The following is a 15771-nucleotide window of genomic DNA, read 5'->3' as shown; positions in this document are numbered from 1 at the left end:
TTATTACTGTAGCACCTACCGGAAGTAGATGCGGATTAGATTGTATCCGCCGAATGAAAAGGCAATCGATTACTTGTCTACACGCAACATTCGATTTTAACGGTAGATGAACTACGAAAGCAATTTCTAATTTTGTATAAGTAATAAATCCATCTTGCATATGTACGCAAGATGGATTTTCATATTAAATATAGCCATTAATCCTTGATTTGTCTTCTTCGTGAATTTCATCCTTTAGATCCTTAATACTTTCTTCTCTTCGTTCGTTGCTCTGTTTGATTTTTTCACGCTCCTCACCTGTCGCAAACTTCATCGCTTCTTCAGCAGCTTCCATATTACTGATGGTTTTGTTGAGTCGTTCTTTATTGTCTGCGGGATCATTCGGTTTAGGGTATTTTTTGGTCATTGGATTAGCCTTCTTTCGTTATTTTATAACTACATGATGTAGCATCTCCATTTCATTGCTAATTATTCTTTCCTCTATTTTCTTCAACCATAATTGCTCAAGATCTACTGCTTCATTTGCACGTAAGACATCGTCCATTGATCCGGTTGCTAGCACATATCCTTCGTGTAAAATGGGACCGTCATCTGCAAAGTTTAGTAAATGCGTTGAAAAAAGAACGGCACAGCCTTTATTTCGTTTTTCAGCCATCATTTTATTCAGCTCGGCAATCCAGTACGGACCAAGGCCGTTTGTCGGATCATCTAAAATAGGCAACTTGCCTTCCCCAATAAACTTTGCGCTAGATTTAGACGTTGTCGAATACCTTTTGAAAATTGTTGCACGCGTTGTTGTTGCCCTGTGCTCACTTTTTAGGAAGGCAAGCAATCGTAAAATTTCTTCTGCTGTTAATGTTGAAGTAAAGTCCACATCATATAGTCAATTTCATCTTTATGATTCTTAATACTTTCTTCTCTTCGTTCGTTGCTCTGTTTGATTTTTTCACGCTCGTTACCCATCGTAAACTTCATCACCTCTTCAGCAGCCTCAATATTGCTGATCGTTTTGTTGTGTCGTTCTTTATTGTCTGCAGGATCATTTGGTTTAAGGTATTTTTTGGTCATTTGATTAGCCTTCTTTCGTTATTTTCTAACCACATGATGTAGCATCTCCATTTCATTGCTAATTATTCTTTCCGCTATTTTCTTTGAATTCCGATCTGTTCGCTTCACTAACATATGGAATCAAATTCATGATAGTATGTCAGAAGAGTCAGATTATACATGAGGAGTGATGAATATGAATGAAAAGCAATTTGACAAAGTGAAAAACGGAAAAGGATTTATTGCGGCACTTGACCAAAGTGGCGGCAGTACACCTAAAGCATTAGCAGCTTATGGTGTTCTAGAAAACTCTTATTCCAATGAAGATGAAATGTTCACCCTCGTACACGATATGCGCACGCGAATTATTACATCCCCCGCTTTTGATGCGGCTCATATTTTGGGTGCTATTTTATTCGAACAAACGATGGATCGTGAAATCGAAGGAATGTATACTGCAGATTACTTGACAGAAAAGAAAGACATCGTTCCTTTCTTAAAAATTGATAAAGGATTAGCAGATGAAGCAAACGGTGTCCAATTGATGAAACCAATCACAGATTTAGATGAACTACTTAAACGCGCGAACGAACGTCATATTTTCGGTACAAAAATGCGTTCTGTTATTAAAGAGGCAAATGAAGAAGGTATTCAAGCAGTCGTAGACCAACAATTTGAAATCGGCAAGCAAATTATCGCAGCAGGTTTGGTTCCGATCATTGAGCCAGAAGTCGATATTCACAGTGCCGATAAAGCAGCATGCGAAGCCATACTAAAAACAGAAATTCACAAACATCTTGACCAGCTTCAAGACAACGAAAATATCATGCTGAAATTGACGATTCCGACAGAAACAAACCTATACAGAGAACTGATTGATCATCCGCGTGTTGTACGTGTCGTTGCACTTTCTGGAGGTTATTCAACAGATGTCGCGAATGAAAAACTCAAAGCGAACGACGGACTTATCGCTAGTTTCTCTCGTGCATTAAGCCAAGACTTGAATGCAAATCAGACAGACGATGAATTTAACAACTCACTTGAAAAAGCTGTGAAATCTATTTATGAAGCATCTATTTAAGTAGAATTATTGTACTAGATGAAAAGAGTAGTAACTAAGATAAATTAGCTACTACTCTTTTACAATTTCTATTCTTTAGGTTATTTCAACAGCGAATGCGGTAAATAAATCAGATTAGCTGTCGTACTTAACTGATCATCATTTACCGTCAGCACTACAACATAACCTGTTTTGTCCCATCCAGAATTAAATGAATACTCACCATCCGAGTCATAGTAATAGTCCGCTCCAAATTCACGTTGCGCATTTTCACTCAGTTCACTATAAATTGCAAACAACTCGTCTGAATCATGATACCACTCTTCTCCATTCATAAAATCATAACTAATAAACTGTAATTTATTATTTTCGAAGTAATAAATCAAATTTGTTCTGTAATTATATTTAGTTGTGCTATAGATTAATATAGTCGCATTTCCTTCTTTTTCATACGCAAGTAGCACCGCAGGAGACTTAGATTCAATACTTTTTACTTGTGTAGGATTCATACCAAAATGAATTCCTCTCGTCACCGTAACAGGTTGTGAAGGTCTAAACGCAGGATCCATCGCCCGTGCTACAAATGCCGCAATGTGTGAGCGAGTCAGTGTTTCATTTGGTCGAAACGTACCATCAGGATATCCTGACGTAATATTTTCGTAAGCCAATTTACGAATCGCGTGATACGAAGTTGAACCCTTCTTAACATCTTTAAATCGAATATCTTTCTCCTTCGTCAATTTAAATGCATTCGCAATGAAAGCAGCCATATGACCTCTCGTCACCTTTTGCGTCGGCTTAAACGTTCCATCTGGATAGCCATTTATAATTTTCGCATTCACCGCAGAATTAATATAGCCCGAAGAATACCTACTTGCTGGCACATCCTTAAACTTCGTCTTCACCTTCTTCCCATTCAATCCCGTAGCCTTGGCAACCATAACCGCCACTTCTTCACGCGTTACCTTATCATTCAACCCAAAACGCGCACTCGGCTCAATCACCTTATTCTCCAACAAATACATAATAGCCGTGTAGTTCGGATGATCTTTTGGAACATCAGTAAATACTTTAGATGAAGCTTCTGTTTGTGGTACTGCAGATACTATTAAAGCGATTGTTAAAATTATTGCGAAAATTCTCTTCATAACTAGTCAACTCCAATTCGTTTTATGATGTAGATACTATAGCATGTTCATTTGGGGAATAGTTGAATTATAAATAGTTTGTGGGAGTATTTTGAAAAGTAATAAAGGGGACATCTCTTTTACCAGTATATAAACAGTGGAGTACTAATGGTGGACAATGTGAATGTGAAAAAATGTTGAAAGTATACAACCTCGAAAGGCTCCTCAACAATGTCTTATTCTTTATTTTCTTTAGGAACCTTCTCTTCATCGTAGCCTTGTCTCACTTTAACCTACTTCAAGTTAACATTATTTGTTAGTTACTATAGAAGATTTGGCGTATGTACATAAAAACAACGAGCCTTTTTAAGCCGCCAACCTTGCCAACACTTCAAATCCATGCTAAATTGAACAATAGAAAATTTCATTACGGAATCATTATGTATAACCTCGATAATATGGTTCGAGGGTCTCTACCAGGAACCGTCAAATCCTGATTACAAAGTATTTTTTGTAATCGGGATTTTTCTATGGAGTTTATTAGATATTGGCAACTTAGGTAGGAGGAATTAATGTGGATGTACGTGTACTTTTATTGGCTATTTCGGCCATTACGGTTGGGCTTGTAGAGCTGGTCGTTGGAGGGATTTTACCGGTTATTGCGGATGATTTGAATGTGTCAATCGCTACCGCTGGACAATTAATTACGATTTTCGCGCTAGTGTTTGCGGTCGCGGGTCCTGTGTTACTTTCGTTGACTGCTAAGGTCGAACGTAAGAAGTTGTATTTGATTACGCTTATAGTGTTTTTAATCGGAAACATCTTAACGTATTTTAGCCCTACGTTCGGCTTGATGATGGCGGCGCGTGTGGTGACGGCTGCTAGCGCGGCGCTTGTGATTGTGCTGGCGTTGACGATTACAGTGCGGATCGTGGCGCCAAAGGTTCGAGCAAAGGCGCTAGGCTATATTTATATGGGAATTAGTTCGTCGCTTGTGCTCGGTGTGCCAACTGGGATTGTAGTGACAAATGCGTTTGGCTGGCGGTCGGTGTTCCTCGGAATTTCAGTTTTGACGATCGGTTCAATTGTACTAATTGCAAATTTTTTAGAGAAGATTCCGACAGGCCAAGTGCAACCACTCTCTGCGCAGATTAAGGCTCTTGCTAATAAAAAGATTTTCTTTGCGCATTTAGCAACGATGTTCATGTTAGCCGGACATTATACTGTTTACGCATATTTTACACCGTTTCTTGAAACGACGATGCAACTAAGTCCGTATTGGATTAGTGTGTTTTACTTCTTGTTTGGACTTTCGGCAGTCGGTGGCGGTGTGTTCGGTGGCGGACTCGCTTCTCGTTTAGGTTCGAAGAAGAGTATTTTGATCATTTTGGGGGCATTCGCTGTTAGCTTGTTCGCTCTTCCTTACTCGACGTTCTCGATTCCGTTGTTCATTGTATTCATGATGGTTTGGGGTGGGCTTAGCTGGGCGTTGGCACCGGCACAGCAGGATTATATTATTCAAAGCGACCCCGTGTCTTCCGATATTCATCAGAGCTTCAATAATTCCGCTCTGCAAGTCGGAATTGCGCTTGGTTCTGGTGTAGGTGGTATAGTGTTTAGTCAGACAGGTAGTGTGACGATGATGCCTACTGTAGGTGGCAGTATTGTCATTATCGCGTTTATCTTTGCCGCAATTTCGCTGAAGATGGTTGTTCAAAAGAGAAGTCAGCAAGTAGGTTCATAATCAGGAAAAATGGAGTCATTGTGATGTTGGCTCTATTTTTTATCGGAAATGAGGGTGTAGGATGCTTGGATTGTTAATTAATGTTGCAATGATGATTGTTTTTATCGTGTATGGGGCGATGCTATCGCAAGGAAAAGGGGCATCGTTACTGTCAGGCTATAATACGATGTCTCTGGAGAAAAAGGCAAAAATTGATGAATTCGCATTATGTAAATTCATGGCAAAGATAATGTACGCACTTGCTTTTTGTTTAGGTTTATTTGCGCTAAGTGAGTGGTTGGATCAGGATATGTTGTTTATTGTAGGTTTGGCACTGTTCTTTCTAGTCATTGTGTTTGCGATTGTTTATAGCAATACGGGCAATCGATTTACCAAGCAAGGAAGATAATAACGCTCTGTTCAACGGAGCGTTTTTTAGTGGGTAATTTTAAATAAATTCAATGAATTTTGTATAGTTTTTTACAAAGAAGTCCTCCAGTAATTCCGACAACTTGCCATCCAGATAATAATAATCTTCATCTGCTTTTTGGATTAGTTGATAAAATTCATCCTGTTTCTGTTCATCCTGCACCATCGCTACTGACAGTTGCCACAAATCCAGCCCGTATTGTTTAATGATCAAGGCATAATCAATCGCACCTATTTGTTCTAGGGCGTTGGCGAGCTTTTGGATGTATGATTCAATTCCTATCTCTTCAATATACTCACCGAACCAGTTAAGTAAACTTTCATGTCCGCCACTTTCCATGTCAGAATAATATTGAAAAACGATATTGGCTTCCTGATATTCCTTGTCCTTTGTTACATCGTATTCACTTAGCACAGCTATAACAGCATTCCATATGTCTTCTTTCGTTTCTACCGCTTGTCGCTTCATTTTCTTTTTCAATATATTCCTTCTCTCTTTTTTACTCTGAATTATATTTCACTAATTTGTTCCACCATATCTAGCACGGACTGAAGGAAGCCCGCAATCTCACTCATGTTTTCTTCTGTTAATTTCGGAATAAAGTCGATATCTATCGTATGAAGATAATCTGCCTCGCGCTGTCCAAATTCGTAACTGATAGTTTGTTTGTGTTGGATATCACCTTCCCACACAGCATCTAAAATTGCGGCGATTAGTTCGCATTGGATTTCTAAGTCTTCTACAAATTTGAGTACCCGTAATGATAGGTAACAGCCTGGATCTGTGTTTTCCGCTTCAAGTATTTCATCCGCTAGTTCTTGTAAAGAGGAGTTGAGTATCACTTCCACTGTGACTGCTGGATAGTGGACTAGCGAGAACTTTAAAGTGAATTTTCTTGCAAGTACCGCTAAATCGAGTTGGTCTGTACGATTGTGGATGTTAATTTTATGTGCAAGTGTATCTAAATCATATAGTTGATTTTCGAATGCGACTTTTAAGTTTTCAAATACGGTTGGATCGTATATCATGTGGTCCTCCTATTAATTTCGGCGTGGTGTATGAGCATGCAACGACAGTTTATGAGCGCGATTCATGGTTTCTTTGTATATTTTGTCGCCCTATGGCCATCTTATGTATAAATTATGAAAGGATGTTGTTTACATGACGAAAAAAGAATCACCAATCGCGCAATTGAGCAATGAACAATTGCATGTATTAAATCTCTTGGAAAAAGAATTAGGAGTAACACTCGTGGCGTATGAGACTGCTACTAAATAATTTATAAGTGGTGGTGCTTTCTATTTCAGAAAGCACCTTTTTCTTTTACGTGAAGAAAATTAGACACAAACAGTTGCTAATATTTTCTGGATGTCATAAATACTTTTGTCTTTTCTGAACTGTTTTTCTATTTGCGGAGTAGCTGAACTGGAAACCCATATTTTTAGCTCAGCATCCAGATCAAATGTTCCTGCTGTTTCTATACTGAAGTGAGAGATACTTCTAAACGGGATTGAGTGATATTCAACCTTCTTGCCAGTCATGCCTTGCTTATCAATTAGAATTAATCGAGTTTTAGTAAATACTATTAAGTCGCGGATCAACTTAAATGCCGCTTCAACTTCCTCATTATCAGCCAAAATAAGATGTAACTCCTTTTCCACTTCTCTATTTGAAGCGACCGAAGCATTCCCTAATAACGCATCAAACAATCCCATATACCCATCTCTCCTTTTCATTTATGTAGCTTATATTATCATACACTTCAGACGTTTAAGCCACTTTTACATTACCTTTAACATGCTGATTAAATACGTTGTATCCATTTTTCTTTGTCTACCGTTCTAGATGATTCGAATTGGTTTGCAAGTTTATTGTTCATCATTTCGCCAGCTTATATATATGCAATTTTGCACACTACTATTTAGAAGTATTTGATATCTTCTTCACTTTATCCGGAATCAATCTATCCTGTCCATTACTTCTACACACTAACTTGGCATAACACAAAAAACCCATGCCAACTTCCCTCTCGTTTGGTACACTAGACTATGTGTTAATTTTATAAAGGGAAGTGTAATAATGGTAGGAAGAAATGAACCATGTCCTTGTGGCAGTGGCAAGAAATATAAGAAGTGTTGTGAATCAAAGCAAGCCGTGACTGTGGAAGATGTGCAGACAGAAGAAATGGAGCGTCTATTGCAGACATTTTATGATACACATCCAGAACGTATAGATGTGAACGAATTTATCGAGTACTCGAAAGCTTGGAAGTCTTCATTAGATAATTATTTACCAGAAGAAATGATTCAATCGATTGCGCTAGATGAGTTTTTCTTCCATCAGCGAACAGATATATGGGCTAACTATGTAGCGAAACAGAAGAAGAAACAAGTACGACCTTCTATTTTGGAATTGTTAGACCTGTGGAGCGAACCACGTGTTTTCATTGGTGAAGTGATAGCGGTCGACAATACGTATTTAACCGCTACTAGCATTCTTGGTGACGAGACAATTAAGTTATGGAAAGAAAGCGATAAACCAATTCCAGCGGGTGTTCACTTCTATTGCTTCCTATTGCCAGACGGTACTTCAACAGGCAATTATCTAGCTGTTTCTAGTCTAATCTTCTTCCCAACAGATCATACGGAAGCAATCAAAACATTTGCGAAGTCCATTGCAGATGAACAATTGAAAGATCATACGATGAAGTTCTGGGAAGCACTTGGAGAAGATGGTTATTCAGGTGGTGAATTCACGGAATTTGAAGCAGGCGTTTTGTTGTCAGCGGATGAGTTTTTAGAAAAGAATGATCGTCAATCCGATGAGTTACTTGAACTACTAGAAGACTTTTTGGTAGACGAGCAGCCTAAAGCACGTAAGATGGTTGCGATTGCTGCAGGTGCAATTCGTTACGGACAAGAGAACGACTTCTTTACACCACTTGATATGACGTTAAAGGAAATTGCGGAAGCATTTGACGTGTCCCCTTCTTCGATGAATAAGTATGCGAAAGATATTGCGCAGTACGTGAGTGACAAGAACTAAACCGGGTTAGGAGTTTGGATGATGGTATTATCACAATCTAGTATGTTGGATCCGTGGGAAGCGTATAACGATGTAGATCTTTACGGTAAACAAGTATTATCAAGTATCGAATTCACAACAACATATTTATGTAATATGCGCTGTGAACACTGTGCGGTCGGGTATATGCTACAACCGAAAGATCCACAAGCTTTACCAGTTGAGCTATTGCTTAAGAAGTTAGATGAAATCCCTCATTTGCGCACGCTTAGTTTAACGGGCGGTGAGCCAATGTTCTCGAAGAAGTCTGTCGAGCACTATGTTGTACCCCTTTTACAATATGCCCATGCACGCGGTGTGAAGACACAAGTCAATTCGAATTTGACGATGCCGTTTGACCGTTATGAATTAATCGCACCGTATTTAGACGTGTTACATATTTCGCATAACTGGGGCACAGTCGATGATTTCATTGATGGCGGGTTTGCGATGATGGAACGAAAGCCACCTCGCGCGCGGCGTGCGGAGCAATTTGCGCGGATGATTGAAAATAGTAAAAGATTATCAGAAATGGGTGTCATGGTATCTGCTGAAACGATGCTAAACCGTCGAACATTACCGCACTTGCAGACGATTCACGAACAAGTAGTGAATGAAATGAAGTGTGGTCGCCACGAGATTCATCCAATGTACCCAAGCGATTTCGCATCTTCATTGGACGTGCTTTCGCTAGATGAAACGCGTGCAGCGATGCTTGATATTTTATCGTTCCGCGATCAAGATACTTGGATGTTATTCGGTACATTACCGTTTTATCATTGCAGTCAGGACGGGCTAGATCAAGAGCTGTTCGCGAAACTTGCGAACAGTCCGAAAGTTACGGTGCGAAATGATCCAGACGGTCGTTCTCGCTTGAATGTCAATATTTTCTCGGGAGACGTTATCGTCACAGACTTCGGTGATGTGCCGCCACTTGGCAATATTCAGACTGATTATTTGCCGGAACTATATGACAAATGGCAGCAACACGAACTCGCAAAAAGTGTTGGTTGCCATTGTCCAGCTGTTCGTTGTCTTGGCCCGAACTTACTTGTGAAAGATGCTTATTATCAAGACGTCGATTTCACCAAGCGACAAGTTATTGAATAAGACGAAAAACACCGTACGGCTTCTGTAAGCCCTACGGTGTTTCATTTTCCAAAACCTTGGAATTCTTTGTCAATCGCTAGTTTAAATGTATCGGATTCGACAGCTTCTTTCAGTGCTTTTGCAAAGTCCTGATCTGTATCCCCTTCTCTAACCGCGATAATATAATTTAATTCTTTACTCAACTGCTCTTTAGCTAATGCAGCATCTAGTTTCATATTGTTAACGATGACATAGTTATCCGGAATGACAGCTAAATCTCCGCTTGTTAGTGAAGCAACAAGCTGTGCCGTTAAGACTGGTTGAATTTGAAGTTTCTTAGGGTTACTATCAATTTGCGTTTCATTGACAGTATAAGTAGGTGCATCTGCATTTAAAGACAGCAAACCTTGTTGTTCAAGGAAGCGTAGTGCTCTTGCAGTGCCTAATTCATCATTCGGAATCGTAATCCATGCCCCGTTAGGAATATCATCTATGGATATCAGTTCATTCGAATAAAGGCCAAGACCGATACTTGGAATATCCGTTAGCGCAACGATTGGTAATTCCTCTTGTTGTTTGGATTGATCTAAATACAAACGTTGCTGAAACATGTTTGCATCAATTACTCCTTCCGCTAAGTTAGCGTTAGGTGTAATGAAATCTACGTATTTTTCCACTTTCATTTCATAACCGAGCTCTTGTAAGGCTGGAGCGAGTGCTTTGTCGATAACTTTTGCATAGATCCCTTCTGTCGTTCCTATCGTTATCGTCTGATCTTGATCTTTCGGGTTACAAGCCGTCAGCAATAAGACGAGTATCGTCAGCAGACCGAGTACTTTCTTTTTCATAATGTTCCCTCGTTCCTTTCAAATGCTACTATAATCCATCATATTCGTTGCAGATTTTGCTGTCAAACGGAATCTTACAAAAAAAAGATGTGTAGCCATGTACACATCTTTTCCTCACTATGTACTATTTACCAGACTACCGGTTTTTGCACCATAAGCCACAGCATAACTAGCATCAGACTAATGTAAATCCAAGCGGTGCGGCGTAGTTTTTTGATAATCGCGTCCTTATTGTTACCTGGTTCATGGAATTTCTTTAGTACCGCTGAAAAGCCAGTAGCTAGGAACACACCGGATAGTAGCATGACACCTAGCGTGAGGACAATCCACGAAGTATGCCACGGCCATGGACCGGACAAGATCAGCAAGATGCCCGAGATCACGAGTACGTGACCTGCATGCATGACGAGACGGATAATCACTCGGATGAATGCCAAATAGATATCTTCCGCTTCTGCTTTTGCCATGCGCAATCGGCGGATCAGCGGTAACAGTAGAAATAAAGGTCCTACTGAAATAACCGCTGATACTACGTGCGCAAAGACGACCGCTCCGTAATAGAACTTCATCTTTTACATCATTTCTGTACTGGGCTGTATTCGTGCACCCAAACTTTCATCTGTGGAAGCCAAGGCATTTTGTCGTGAATTGCGAGCATCGTTTGTTTGTACCCTTCGACAGTTTCATGGCCTTCTGCTTTGGCATCTTCATCTGTTAGTTCTCCGAGTGTTTGGACGTACAGTTTGTCGATTGTGAATTCTTGGCCTTCTAGTGTCATAATTTCACCTGGGTACGCATATACACCATTTCTTCTAGTTGCCCACTTTTTTCCGTCGAGTACTTTTTGTACATCTTCTGGAATTGTTACTAGTCGTTCGATCGAACAGGTCTTTTTAGGATAATCTGTCATATTTACACTCCTCTTGATTGGATAATCTTTCACCCTTCTTAGTGTACCGCTTTTCGACAAGGATTTCGAGCATTAGATTTGGTGGGGAAGCTTTCTATGAGCGGGAAGCTGCTTTCTATGAGCGCGGCGACCCGGGCTATGAGCGGCTTCGGGCTTTCTATGAGCGCGGTTACCTAGACTATGAGCGGCTGGGGGCTTTCTATGAGCGCGGTTACCTAGGCTATGAGCGGCTTCGGACTTTCTATGAGCGCGGCGACCTAGGCTATGAGCGGGCGGCCGACTTCTATGAGCGCATAAATATTCATCCCACAAAAAAACACCGTCACTGAATGTGACCGGTGTTCTATCATTTACTTCACTTCTACTTTATGTTCTTCATGTTCATGAATTGTGTCGTTTTCAATATGGATTGTTACTTTATACGTTCCAACTTCAGTAAATGAATGATCAGCTGTGTACTCCCCCGGCTTCGTTTCTTTTGTATCGACCCATTGGATTTCATTGGCAAGGTCTGCGATCTCGTAGCGTACTTTTGTGTTTTCAAGTGCTTTGCCTTCTAGTTGCACATGTGTCATTAACTCTGTCTCCGCGTCTACTTTTGCTGCTTCCGGCTGCACGAAATGAATCGACAAACCTTCTGTTGTGCTGTGGTCGTGATGTCCATCTGTTGCTTCATGGCTCTTATGCCCTTCCACATGACCTTCTACGTTAACTTCACCGATTTGAATTTGTTTTACAGGCATAACGTGCATGTCACGTGCGGTTACGTGAACTTGTACGTGGTAGACACCATTGTTTTCAAAAGTTGTTGTCGCTGAATATAGACCTTCTTTGTCATTTGTTGTTTCGACGGAAATGCTGTCTTCTTTCTTGCCTTCTTGCCAAATTTCGTACTCCACTTCAGTAGCGTCTTCTACTTTTTCTTCACCTTGTGTGACGAGTGTCGTAAGTGTAACGGGTTCCATTACGTCTGCCGTCACAGGCACCGTTAATTCTACTTCGATCGGTTCAGGTAATTCCGCTTCTGTTGGTACATCGTCTTGTCCACATGCCGCCAGCAATGCGGTCATCACAATACTTAAAGTTAAAATTCCGAAACGTTTCATGCTTTCATTCTCCTATCTACTCATTTTACTGTTATGATTATAAAATATGAATGCGAATTTTTAATGAAGTTTCGACAACTTCATGAAAGTTCATTCGGATTTCACAACTTTTCAGGAAAATAGAACGACAGACTGATCGAAAAGAGGAGTTTCCATGAGTTACACAATATTAGTCATAGATGATGAGCCGCAAATGCGGGAATTGATTCGCATGATTTTGGAAGATGCACGTTATAACGTACTTGAAGCCGGTGACGGTATTCAGGCCTTAGCAGTCGTAAATCAACAGAAAGTCGATCTATGTATTGTCGATGTGATGATGCCGTATATGGATGGATTTACGTTTGCAGAACAAGTAAAGCGCACATCATCCATTCCACTGATTTTCCTATCTGCCCGTGGAGAAGAGTGGGATAAAGTCCAAGGGCTGAAGCTTGGTGGTGATGATTATATCGTCAAACCATTCTTATCTGGCGAACTTGTGGCACGGATTGAAGCCGTGTTGCGTAGAACGTATCGATTGAATCCAGATCCAACCGTGTTGCAAGCTGGTCCATTGACGATTAGTGAAGATTCTTACACTGCGCAACTTGCAGGAAAACCGCTTAATCTAACGCTGAAAGAATTTGGCTTACTATTGTTGCTCGTCAAACATAAAGGTCGCGCTTATTCCCGTGAGCAATTGCTTGAATTAGTATGGGGCGATGATCATCAAAGTAGTGAACGGACGATTGATACGCATGTGAAGACATTACGCCTTAAGCTTGGTGATGCAGGAAAGATGATCGAAACGGTCTGGGGTATCGGCTATAAGCTTGAGGATTCCGAATGAATAATTTGAATCTCAGCAAAAAGATGCTGCTCGTATTTGTCGGCAGCATTGCCTGTACGATTCTATTTTCGTTCTTTTTCATTCATTATTTGTATACTGATCTCTACAAAGAACGGATTAAAGAATCAATCATGTATCAAGGTAATCGCACGGCTGCGCACTATCATTACGGTGAATTAAGCGATTCGATCATCGAGAAAATTCAGTGGTATAACATTGTTTCGGAATATGAAATCATCGTAGTGGATCGGCTGGATGATTTAACATCGTACTTCCCTTACCAGCTCAATTATCAGTCGCTTGTCGATGAAAGCGACGAGAAGCTATTAGAAACGGGAAAACCTGTCATGAAAGAAGGGTATGTTGAAGAGCTGAATCGTGAAATATTCGGTGGAATCTTCCCGATTAAAGGTGAACATGGACTCATTGGTTTCATATATATATACGTACCATTAGCCGCCATTCAAGATGTGTTTCGTGATAGTTTGCCAATCATGTTGCTTGTGGGCACCGCATTTTTCATTATCTTATTTTTAATCTTGCAACGCGTTTGGCGCTCGTTATTTGAACCTTTAAAAACATTACAAACGTACTCCGAACGCGTCTCTAAAGGGGATTATTCCAATCGCCTTGATTCTAGAAGGTCAGACGAAATCGGAAAACTCGCTTCGGCATTTAATGTAATGAGCCATTCATTAGCCGAACAAGACCAGCGTAAAAAAGAGTTCACATCGAATATTGTCCATGAATTGCGGTCGCCACTGACGTATATTAGTGGCTATGCACAACTTTCAAAAGACAAAATTGACTCATCCCCTGAAGATGTGAAGCAGTATTTGTCGACAATTGAAAAAGAAACAGAACGTCTAAAAAAGTTGATCCATGATTTAGTGGAACTCAATCACTTGGAGCAAGATCTCTACACGCTGGAAAATGAACCGATTGCGATTGCTCAATTATTATATGATACGTCGGAACTTTTTGCCATTCGATTAAAAGACAAAGGGATTCAGTTGCAGGCGTCAATTGATGAAGAACTGATTTTGCCAGGTGATCCGAAGCGATTACAGCAAGTATTTTATAATACAATCGATAATGCGGTGAAATATGCCGAGCAGGCGATTTCTATCCAATTAGTAGCGAGTGGAAATAGTGTAATTTATCGAATTGCCAACGACGGTGTAACAATTGGTGACGAAGATGTTGCGCGAATCGGCCAACGCTTTTTCCGAACAGATAAAGCACGTAACCGGACGACTGGTGGAACAGGCCTTGGATTATCGATTGTTAAAGAAATTGTGCGTCTGCATGACGGAACGTTCAGCGTTTCCAATGAATCTACCGAAACCATTGTCACCATTGCGTTACCTGTTTTTGATGAAAGGAGTGAAGGATGATATGAAGCGGCTAGCCCCTGCCCTTTTAGCTGTGCTATTACTAGTGGTTGGTTGCAGTGAGCCACTCGAAAGAGGTAAACAAATCCGTGATTTCACCTTCACTGATCAGAATGGCGAACCGTTCGGCACGGAGCAAACGAGCGGTAGACCATGGATTGCAGACTTCGTATTCACGAATTGTACAACCATCTGCCCTGCATTAACGAGTGAAATGGCAGAACTTCAGAAGATATTGAAAGAACAAGGAATTGATGTACAAATCGTGTCCTTTTCTGTCGATCCAGAAGTAGACACCCCTGCCACATTGAAAGCTTATATCGCTAACTTTACCGCAGATGAGTCCAATTGGCATTTGCTGACGGGGTATTCACAGCCCGAAATTGAAGCATTTGCACGTGAAGAATTTCAGACGTTCGTGCTAAAGCATGAATCGTCTACACAAGTCGTTCATGGAACCAATTTTTATTTACTGGATGCGGAAGGTACTATCCGTAAAGAATATAATTTTTCGAATGAATCGTATCAGAAGGAACTGCTTGCTGATATGAAGCGTCTTAACTAATCGACAGCGCGTGACGAATGGTAGCGATTCCGCTATACTAGGTAAGGAAAGCAGGTGTACGTGTTGGATTCTCGTTATTGGAAAGTCGGTTTTTTCACCGCATTGACTTCATTTGTCTTGCTCATTATTGGCGTTCGTACAGTGCTAGGTCATGAGCTTATCGTCAATAATTATTTGTCGTTCGCGGTGTTCGGGCTGATCGTCGGTATCGTCAGCTCCCTTTTATTATTTTATCAACTACATATTGCCTTTAAGATGTTCATGGTCGTGCTCGTCTTGGCATTTGCGGAGATGTTCAGAAGCTTTATCTTCATGGATAATGAATTCTCGGAAGCGATTGGAATTTTATCGTTGTTCATCATTTCATCATTTGGACTAGCGATTTCGCTAATCGTTCAATTCCTAGTAAAATTACTACGCAAAAACTAAAAGCCAGCTGGAGATTATAAACTGTACCCTTTGTAAAGGACAATTAAAAAAAGCCTATGCTAGTTGTTGAAGTTGCTGCCTGTATTTTGCAGGCGGCAACTTTTTTAAATTCCATTGCCCACGATAATGATTGTAGTACGTCATATAC

Annotated in this window: 21 protein-coding genes and 1 riboswitch; of the genes, 9 read left to right on the top strand and 12 right to left on the bottom strand. The window is 40.4% G+C overall.

Going from position 1 to position 15771, the window contains the following annotated elements; all coding sequences use genetic code 11:
• Window positions 1-184 precede the first annotated feature (184 nt).
• From CSV79_RS02450 to CSV79_RS02440, 3 genes are all read right to left on the bottom strand, one after another.
• Window positions 185-406: a small, acid-soluble spore protein tlp gene (locus tag CSV79_RS02450; protein WP_099687457.1), complete on the bottom strand. Its 222-nt coding sequence runs from the start codon at window positions 404-406 to the stop codon at window positions 185-187.
• A gap of 18 nt (window positions 407-424) precedes the next feature.
• Window positions 425-721: an ATP-binding cassette domain-containing protein gene (locus CSV79_RS02445; protein ID WP_143560530.1), complete on the bottom strand. Its 297-nt coding sequence runs from the start codon at window positions 719-721 to the stop codon at window positions 425-427.
• Between the two features lie 131 nt (window positions 722-852).
• Window positions 853-1068: a small, acid-soluble spore protein tlp gene (locus CSV79_RS02440; protein ID WP_099687455.1), complete on the bottom strand. Its 216-nt coding sequence runs from the start codon at window positions 1066-1068 to the stop codon at window positions 853-855.
• Window positions 1069-1243: 175 nt separating this feature from the next.
• Here CSV79_RS02440 and CSV79_RS02435 point away from each other — a divergent pair, with 175 nt between their 5' ends.
• Window positions 1244-2128 carry a fructose bisphosphate aldolase gene (locus CSV79_RS02435; protein ID WP_099687454.1) on the top strand — a complete coding sequence of 295 codons (885 nt, stop codon included), beginning with the start codon at window positions 1244-1246 and terminating at the stop codon, window positions 2126-2128.
• A gap of 80 nt (window positions 2129-2208) precedes the next feature.
• On the opposite strand, the gene CSV79_RS02430 is transcribed toward CSV79_RS02435, so the two are convergent.
• Window positions 2209-3255 (bottom strand): S-layer homology domain-containing protein, encoded by a 1047-nt coding sequence (locus tag CSV79_RS02430; RefSeq protein WP_099687453.1) that lies wholly within the window; start codon window positions 3253-3255, stop codon window positions 2209-2211.
• Window positions 3256-3654: 399 nt separating this feature from the next.
• Window positions 3655-3754: riboswitch (purine riboswitch) on the top strand.
• Window positions 3755-3808: 54 nt separating this feature from the next.
• Here CSV79_RS02430 and CSV79_RS02425 point away from each other — a divergent pair.
• Both CSV79_RS02425 and CSV79_RS02420 read left to right on the top strand, forming a co-directional pair.
• Window positions 3809-4978 carry an MFS transporter gene (locus tag CSV79_RS02425; protein WP_099687452.1) on the top strand — a complete coding sequence of 390 codons (1170 nt, stop codon included), beginning with the start codon at window positions 3809-3811 and terminating at the stop codon, window positions 4976-4978.
• Window positions 4979-5039: 61 nt separating this feature from the next.
• Window positions 5040-5366: a DUF3784 domain-containing protein gene (locus CSV79_RS02420; RefSeq protein ID WP_099687451.1), complete on the top strand. Its 327-nt coding sequence runs from the start codon at window positions 5040-5042 to the stop codon at window positions 5364-5366.
• A 39-nt stretch (window positions 5367-5405) separates the two neighbouring features.
• Here the strand turns inward: CSV79_RS02420 and CSV79_RS02415 are convergent, their stop codons facing one another.
• The 3 genes from CSV79_RS02415 to CSV79_RS02405 form a co-directional block, all read right to left on the bottom strand.
• A complete protein-coding gene (locus CSV79_RS02415; protein ID WP_099687450.1) occupies window positions 5406-5867 on the bottom strand; it encodes a DMP19 family protein in 462 nt (153 codons plus the stop codon).
• Between the two features lie 29 nt (window positions 5868-5896).
• On the bottom strand, window positions 5897-6415 hold the full coding sequence (locus tag CSV79_RS02410) for a hypothetical protein (protein WP_233201349.1): 519 nt from the start codon (window positions 6413-6415) through the stop codon (window positions 5897-5899).
• 309 nt (window positions 6416-6724) lie between these two features.
• Entirely contained in the window at window positions 6725-7102 is a 378-nt protein-coding gene (locus tag CSV79_RS02405; RefSeq protein ID WP_099687449.1) for a PH domain-containing protein, read from the bottom strand.
• Window positions 7103-7466: 364 nt separating this feature from the next.
• On the opposite strand from CSV79_RS02405, the gene CSV79_RS02400 reads away from it, so the two are divergent.
• Both CSV79_RS02400 and yfkAB read left to right on the top strand, forming a co-directional pair.
• Window positions 7467-8432, top strand: a complete 966-nt coding sequence (locus tag CSV79_RS02400) for a YecA family protein (protein WP_099687448.1) — start codon at window positions 7467-7469, stop codon at window positions 8430-8432.
• A 21-nt stretch (window positions 8433-8453) separates the two neighbouring features.
• On the top strand, window positions 8454-9560 hold the full coding sequence (gene yfkAB / locus CSV79_RS02395) for a radical SAM/CxCxxxxC motif protein YfkAB (RefSeq protein ID WP_099687447.1): 1107 nt from the start codon (window positions 8454-8456) through the stop codon (window positions 9558-9560).
• 41 nt (window positions 9561-9601) lie between these two features.
• Here yfkAB and CSV79_RS02390 read toward each other — a convergent pair whose 3' ends face one another.
• From CSV79_RS02390 to CSV79_RS02375, 4 genes are all read right to left on the bottom strand, one after another.
• Window positions 9602-10387: a MetQ/NlpA family ABC transporter substrate-binding protein gene (locus tag CSV79_RS02390; protein WP_099687446.1), complete on the bottom strand. Its 786-nt coding sequence runs from the start codon at window positions 10385-10387 to the stop codon at window positions 9602-9604.
• Window positions 10388-10515: 128 nt separating this feature from the next.
• Window positions 10516-10956 (bottom strand): hypothetical protein, encoded by a 441-nt coding sequence (locus CSV79_RS02385; RefSeq protein WP_099687445.1) that lies wholly within the window; start codon window positions 10954-10956, stop codon window positions 10516-10518.
• A gap of 8 nt (window positions 10957-10964) precedes the next feature.
• Complete coding sequence (locus CSV79_RS02380) at window positions 10965-11297, bottom strand: ASCH domain-containing protein (RefSeq protein ID WP_099687444.1); 333 nt, start codon at window positions 11295-11297, stop codon at window positions 10965-10967.
• 350 nt (window positions 11298-11647) lie between these two features.
• The gene (locus tag CSV79_RS02375; RefSeq protein WP_099687443.1) at window positions 11648-12403 is read right to left on the bottom strand and encodes a FixH family protein; all 756 of its coding nucleotides are present in this window, start codon (window positions 12401-12403) and stop codon (window positions 11648-11650) included.
• A 154-nt stretch (window positions 12404-12557) separates the two neighbouring features.
• Between CSV79_RS02375 and CSV79_RS02370 the strand changes: the two genes are divergently transcribed.
• The 4 genes from CSV79_RS02370 to CSV79_RS02355 all read left to right on the top strand — a co-directional run bounded on the left by CSV79_RS02370 (window position 12558) and on the right by CSV79_RS02355 (window position 15623).
• Window positions 12558-13235 (top strand): response regulator transcription factor, encoded by a 678-nt coding sequence (locus CSV79_RS02370; RefSeq protein WP_099687442.1) that lies wholly within the window; start codon window positions 12558-12560, stop codon window positions 13233-13235.
• Window positions 13232-14632 carry a sensor histidine kinase gene (locus tag CSV79_RS02365; RefSeq protein ID WP_099687441.1) on the top strand — a complete coding sequence of 467 codons (1401 nt, stop codon included), beginning with the start codon at window positions 13232-13234 and terminating at the stop codon, window positions 14630-14632. The genes CSV79_RS02370 and CSV79_RS02365 overlap by 4 nt, the downstream gene beginning before the upstream one ends.
• A 1-nt stretch (window position 14633) precedes the next feature.
• Window positions 14634-15194 (top strand): SCO family protein, encoded by a 561-nt coding sequence (locus CSV79_RS02360; protein WP_099687440.1) that lies wholly within the window; start codon window positions 14634-14636, stop codon window positions 15192-15194.
• Between the two features lie 63 nt (window positions 15195-15257).
• Complete coding sequence (locus CSV79_RS02355; protein ID WP_099687439.1) at window positions 15258-15623, top strand: hypothetical protein; 366 nt, start codon at window positions 15258-15260, stop codon at window positions 15621-15623.
• Between the two features lie 54 nt (window positions 15624-15677).
• Here CSV79_RS02355 and CSV79_RS17390 read toward each other — a convergent pair.
• Window positions 15678-15771, bottom strand: a 94-nt coding sequence (locus CSV79_RS17390; RefSeq protein WP_369824894.1) for an IS3 family transposase, incomplete at its 5' end; no start/stop codon positions are given.

The sequence above is a fragment of the Sporosarcina sp. P13 genome (genome assembly GCF_002743055.1).
Taxonomy (GTDB): domain Bacteria; phylum Bacillota; class Bacilli; order Bacillales_A; family Planococcaceae; genus Sporosarcina.
Note: the sequence above shows the minus strand (reverse complement) of the source record. Positions and strands in the feature narration are given on the sequence as shown.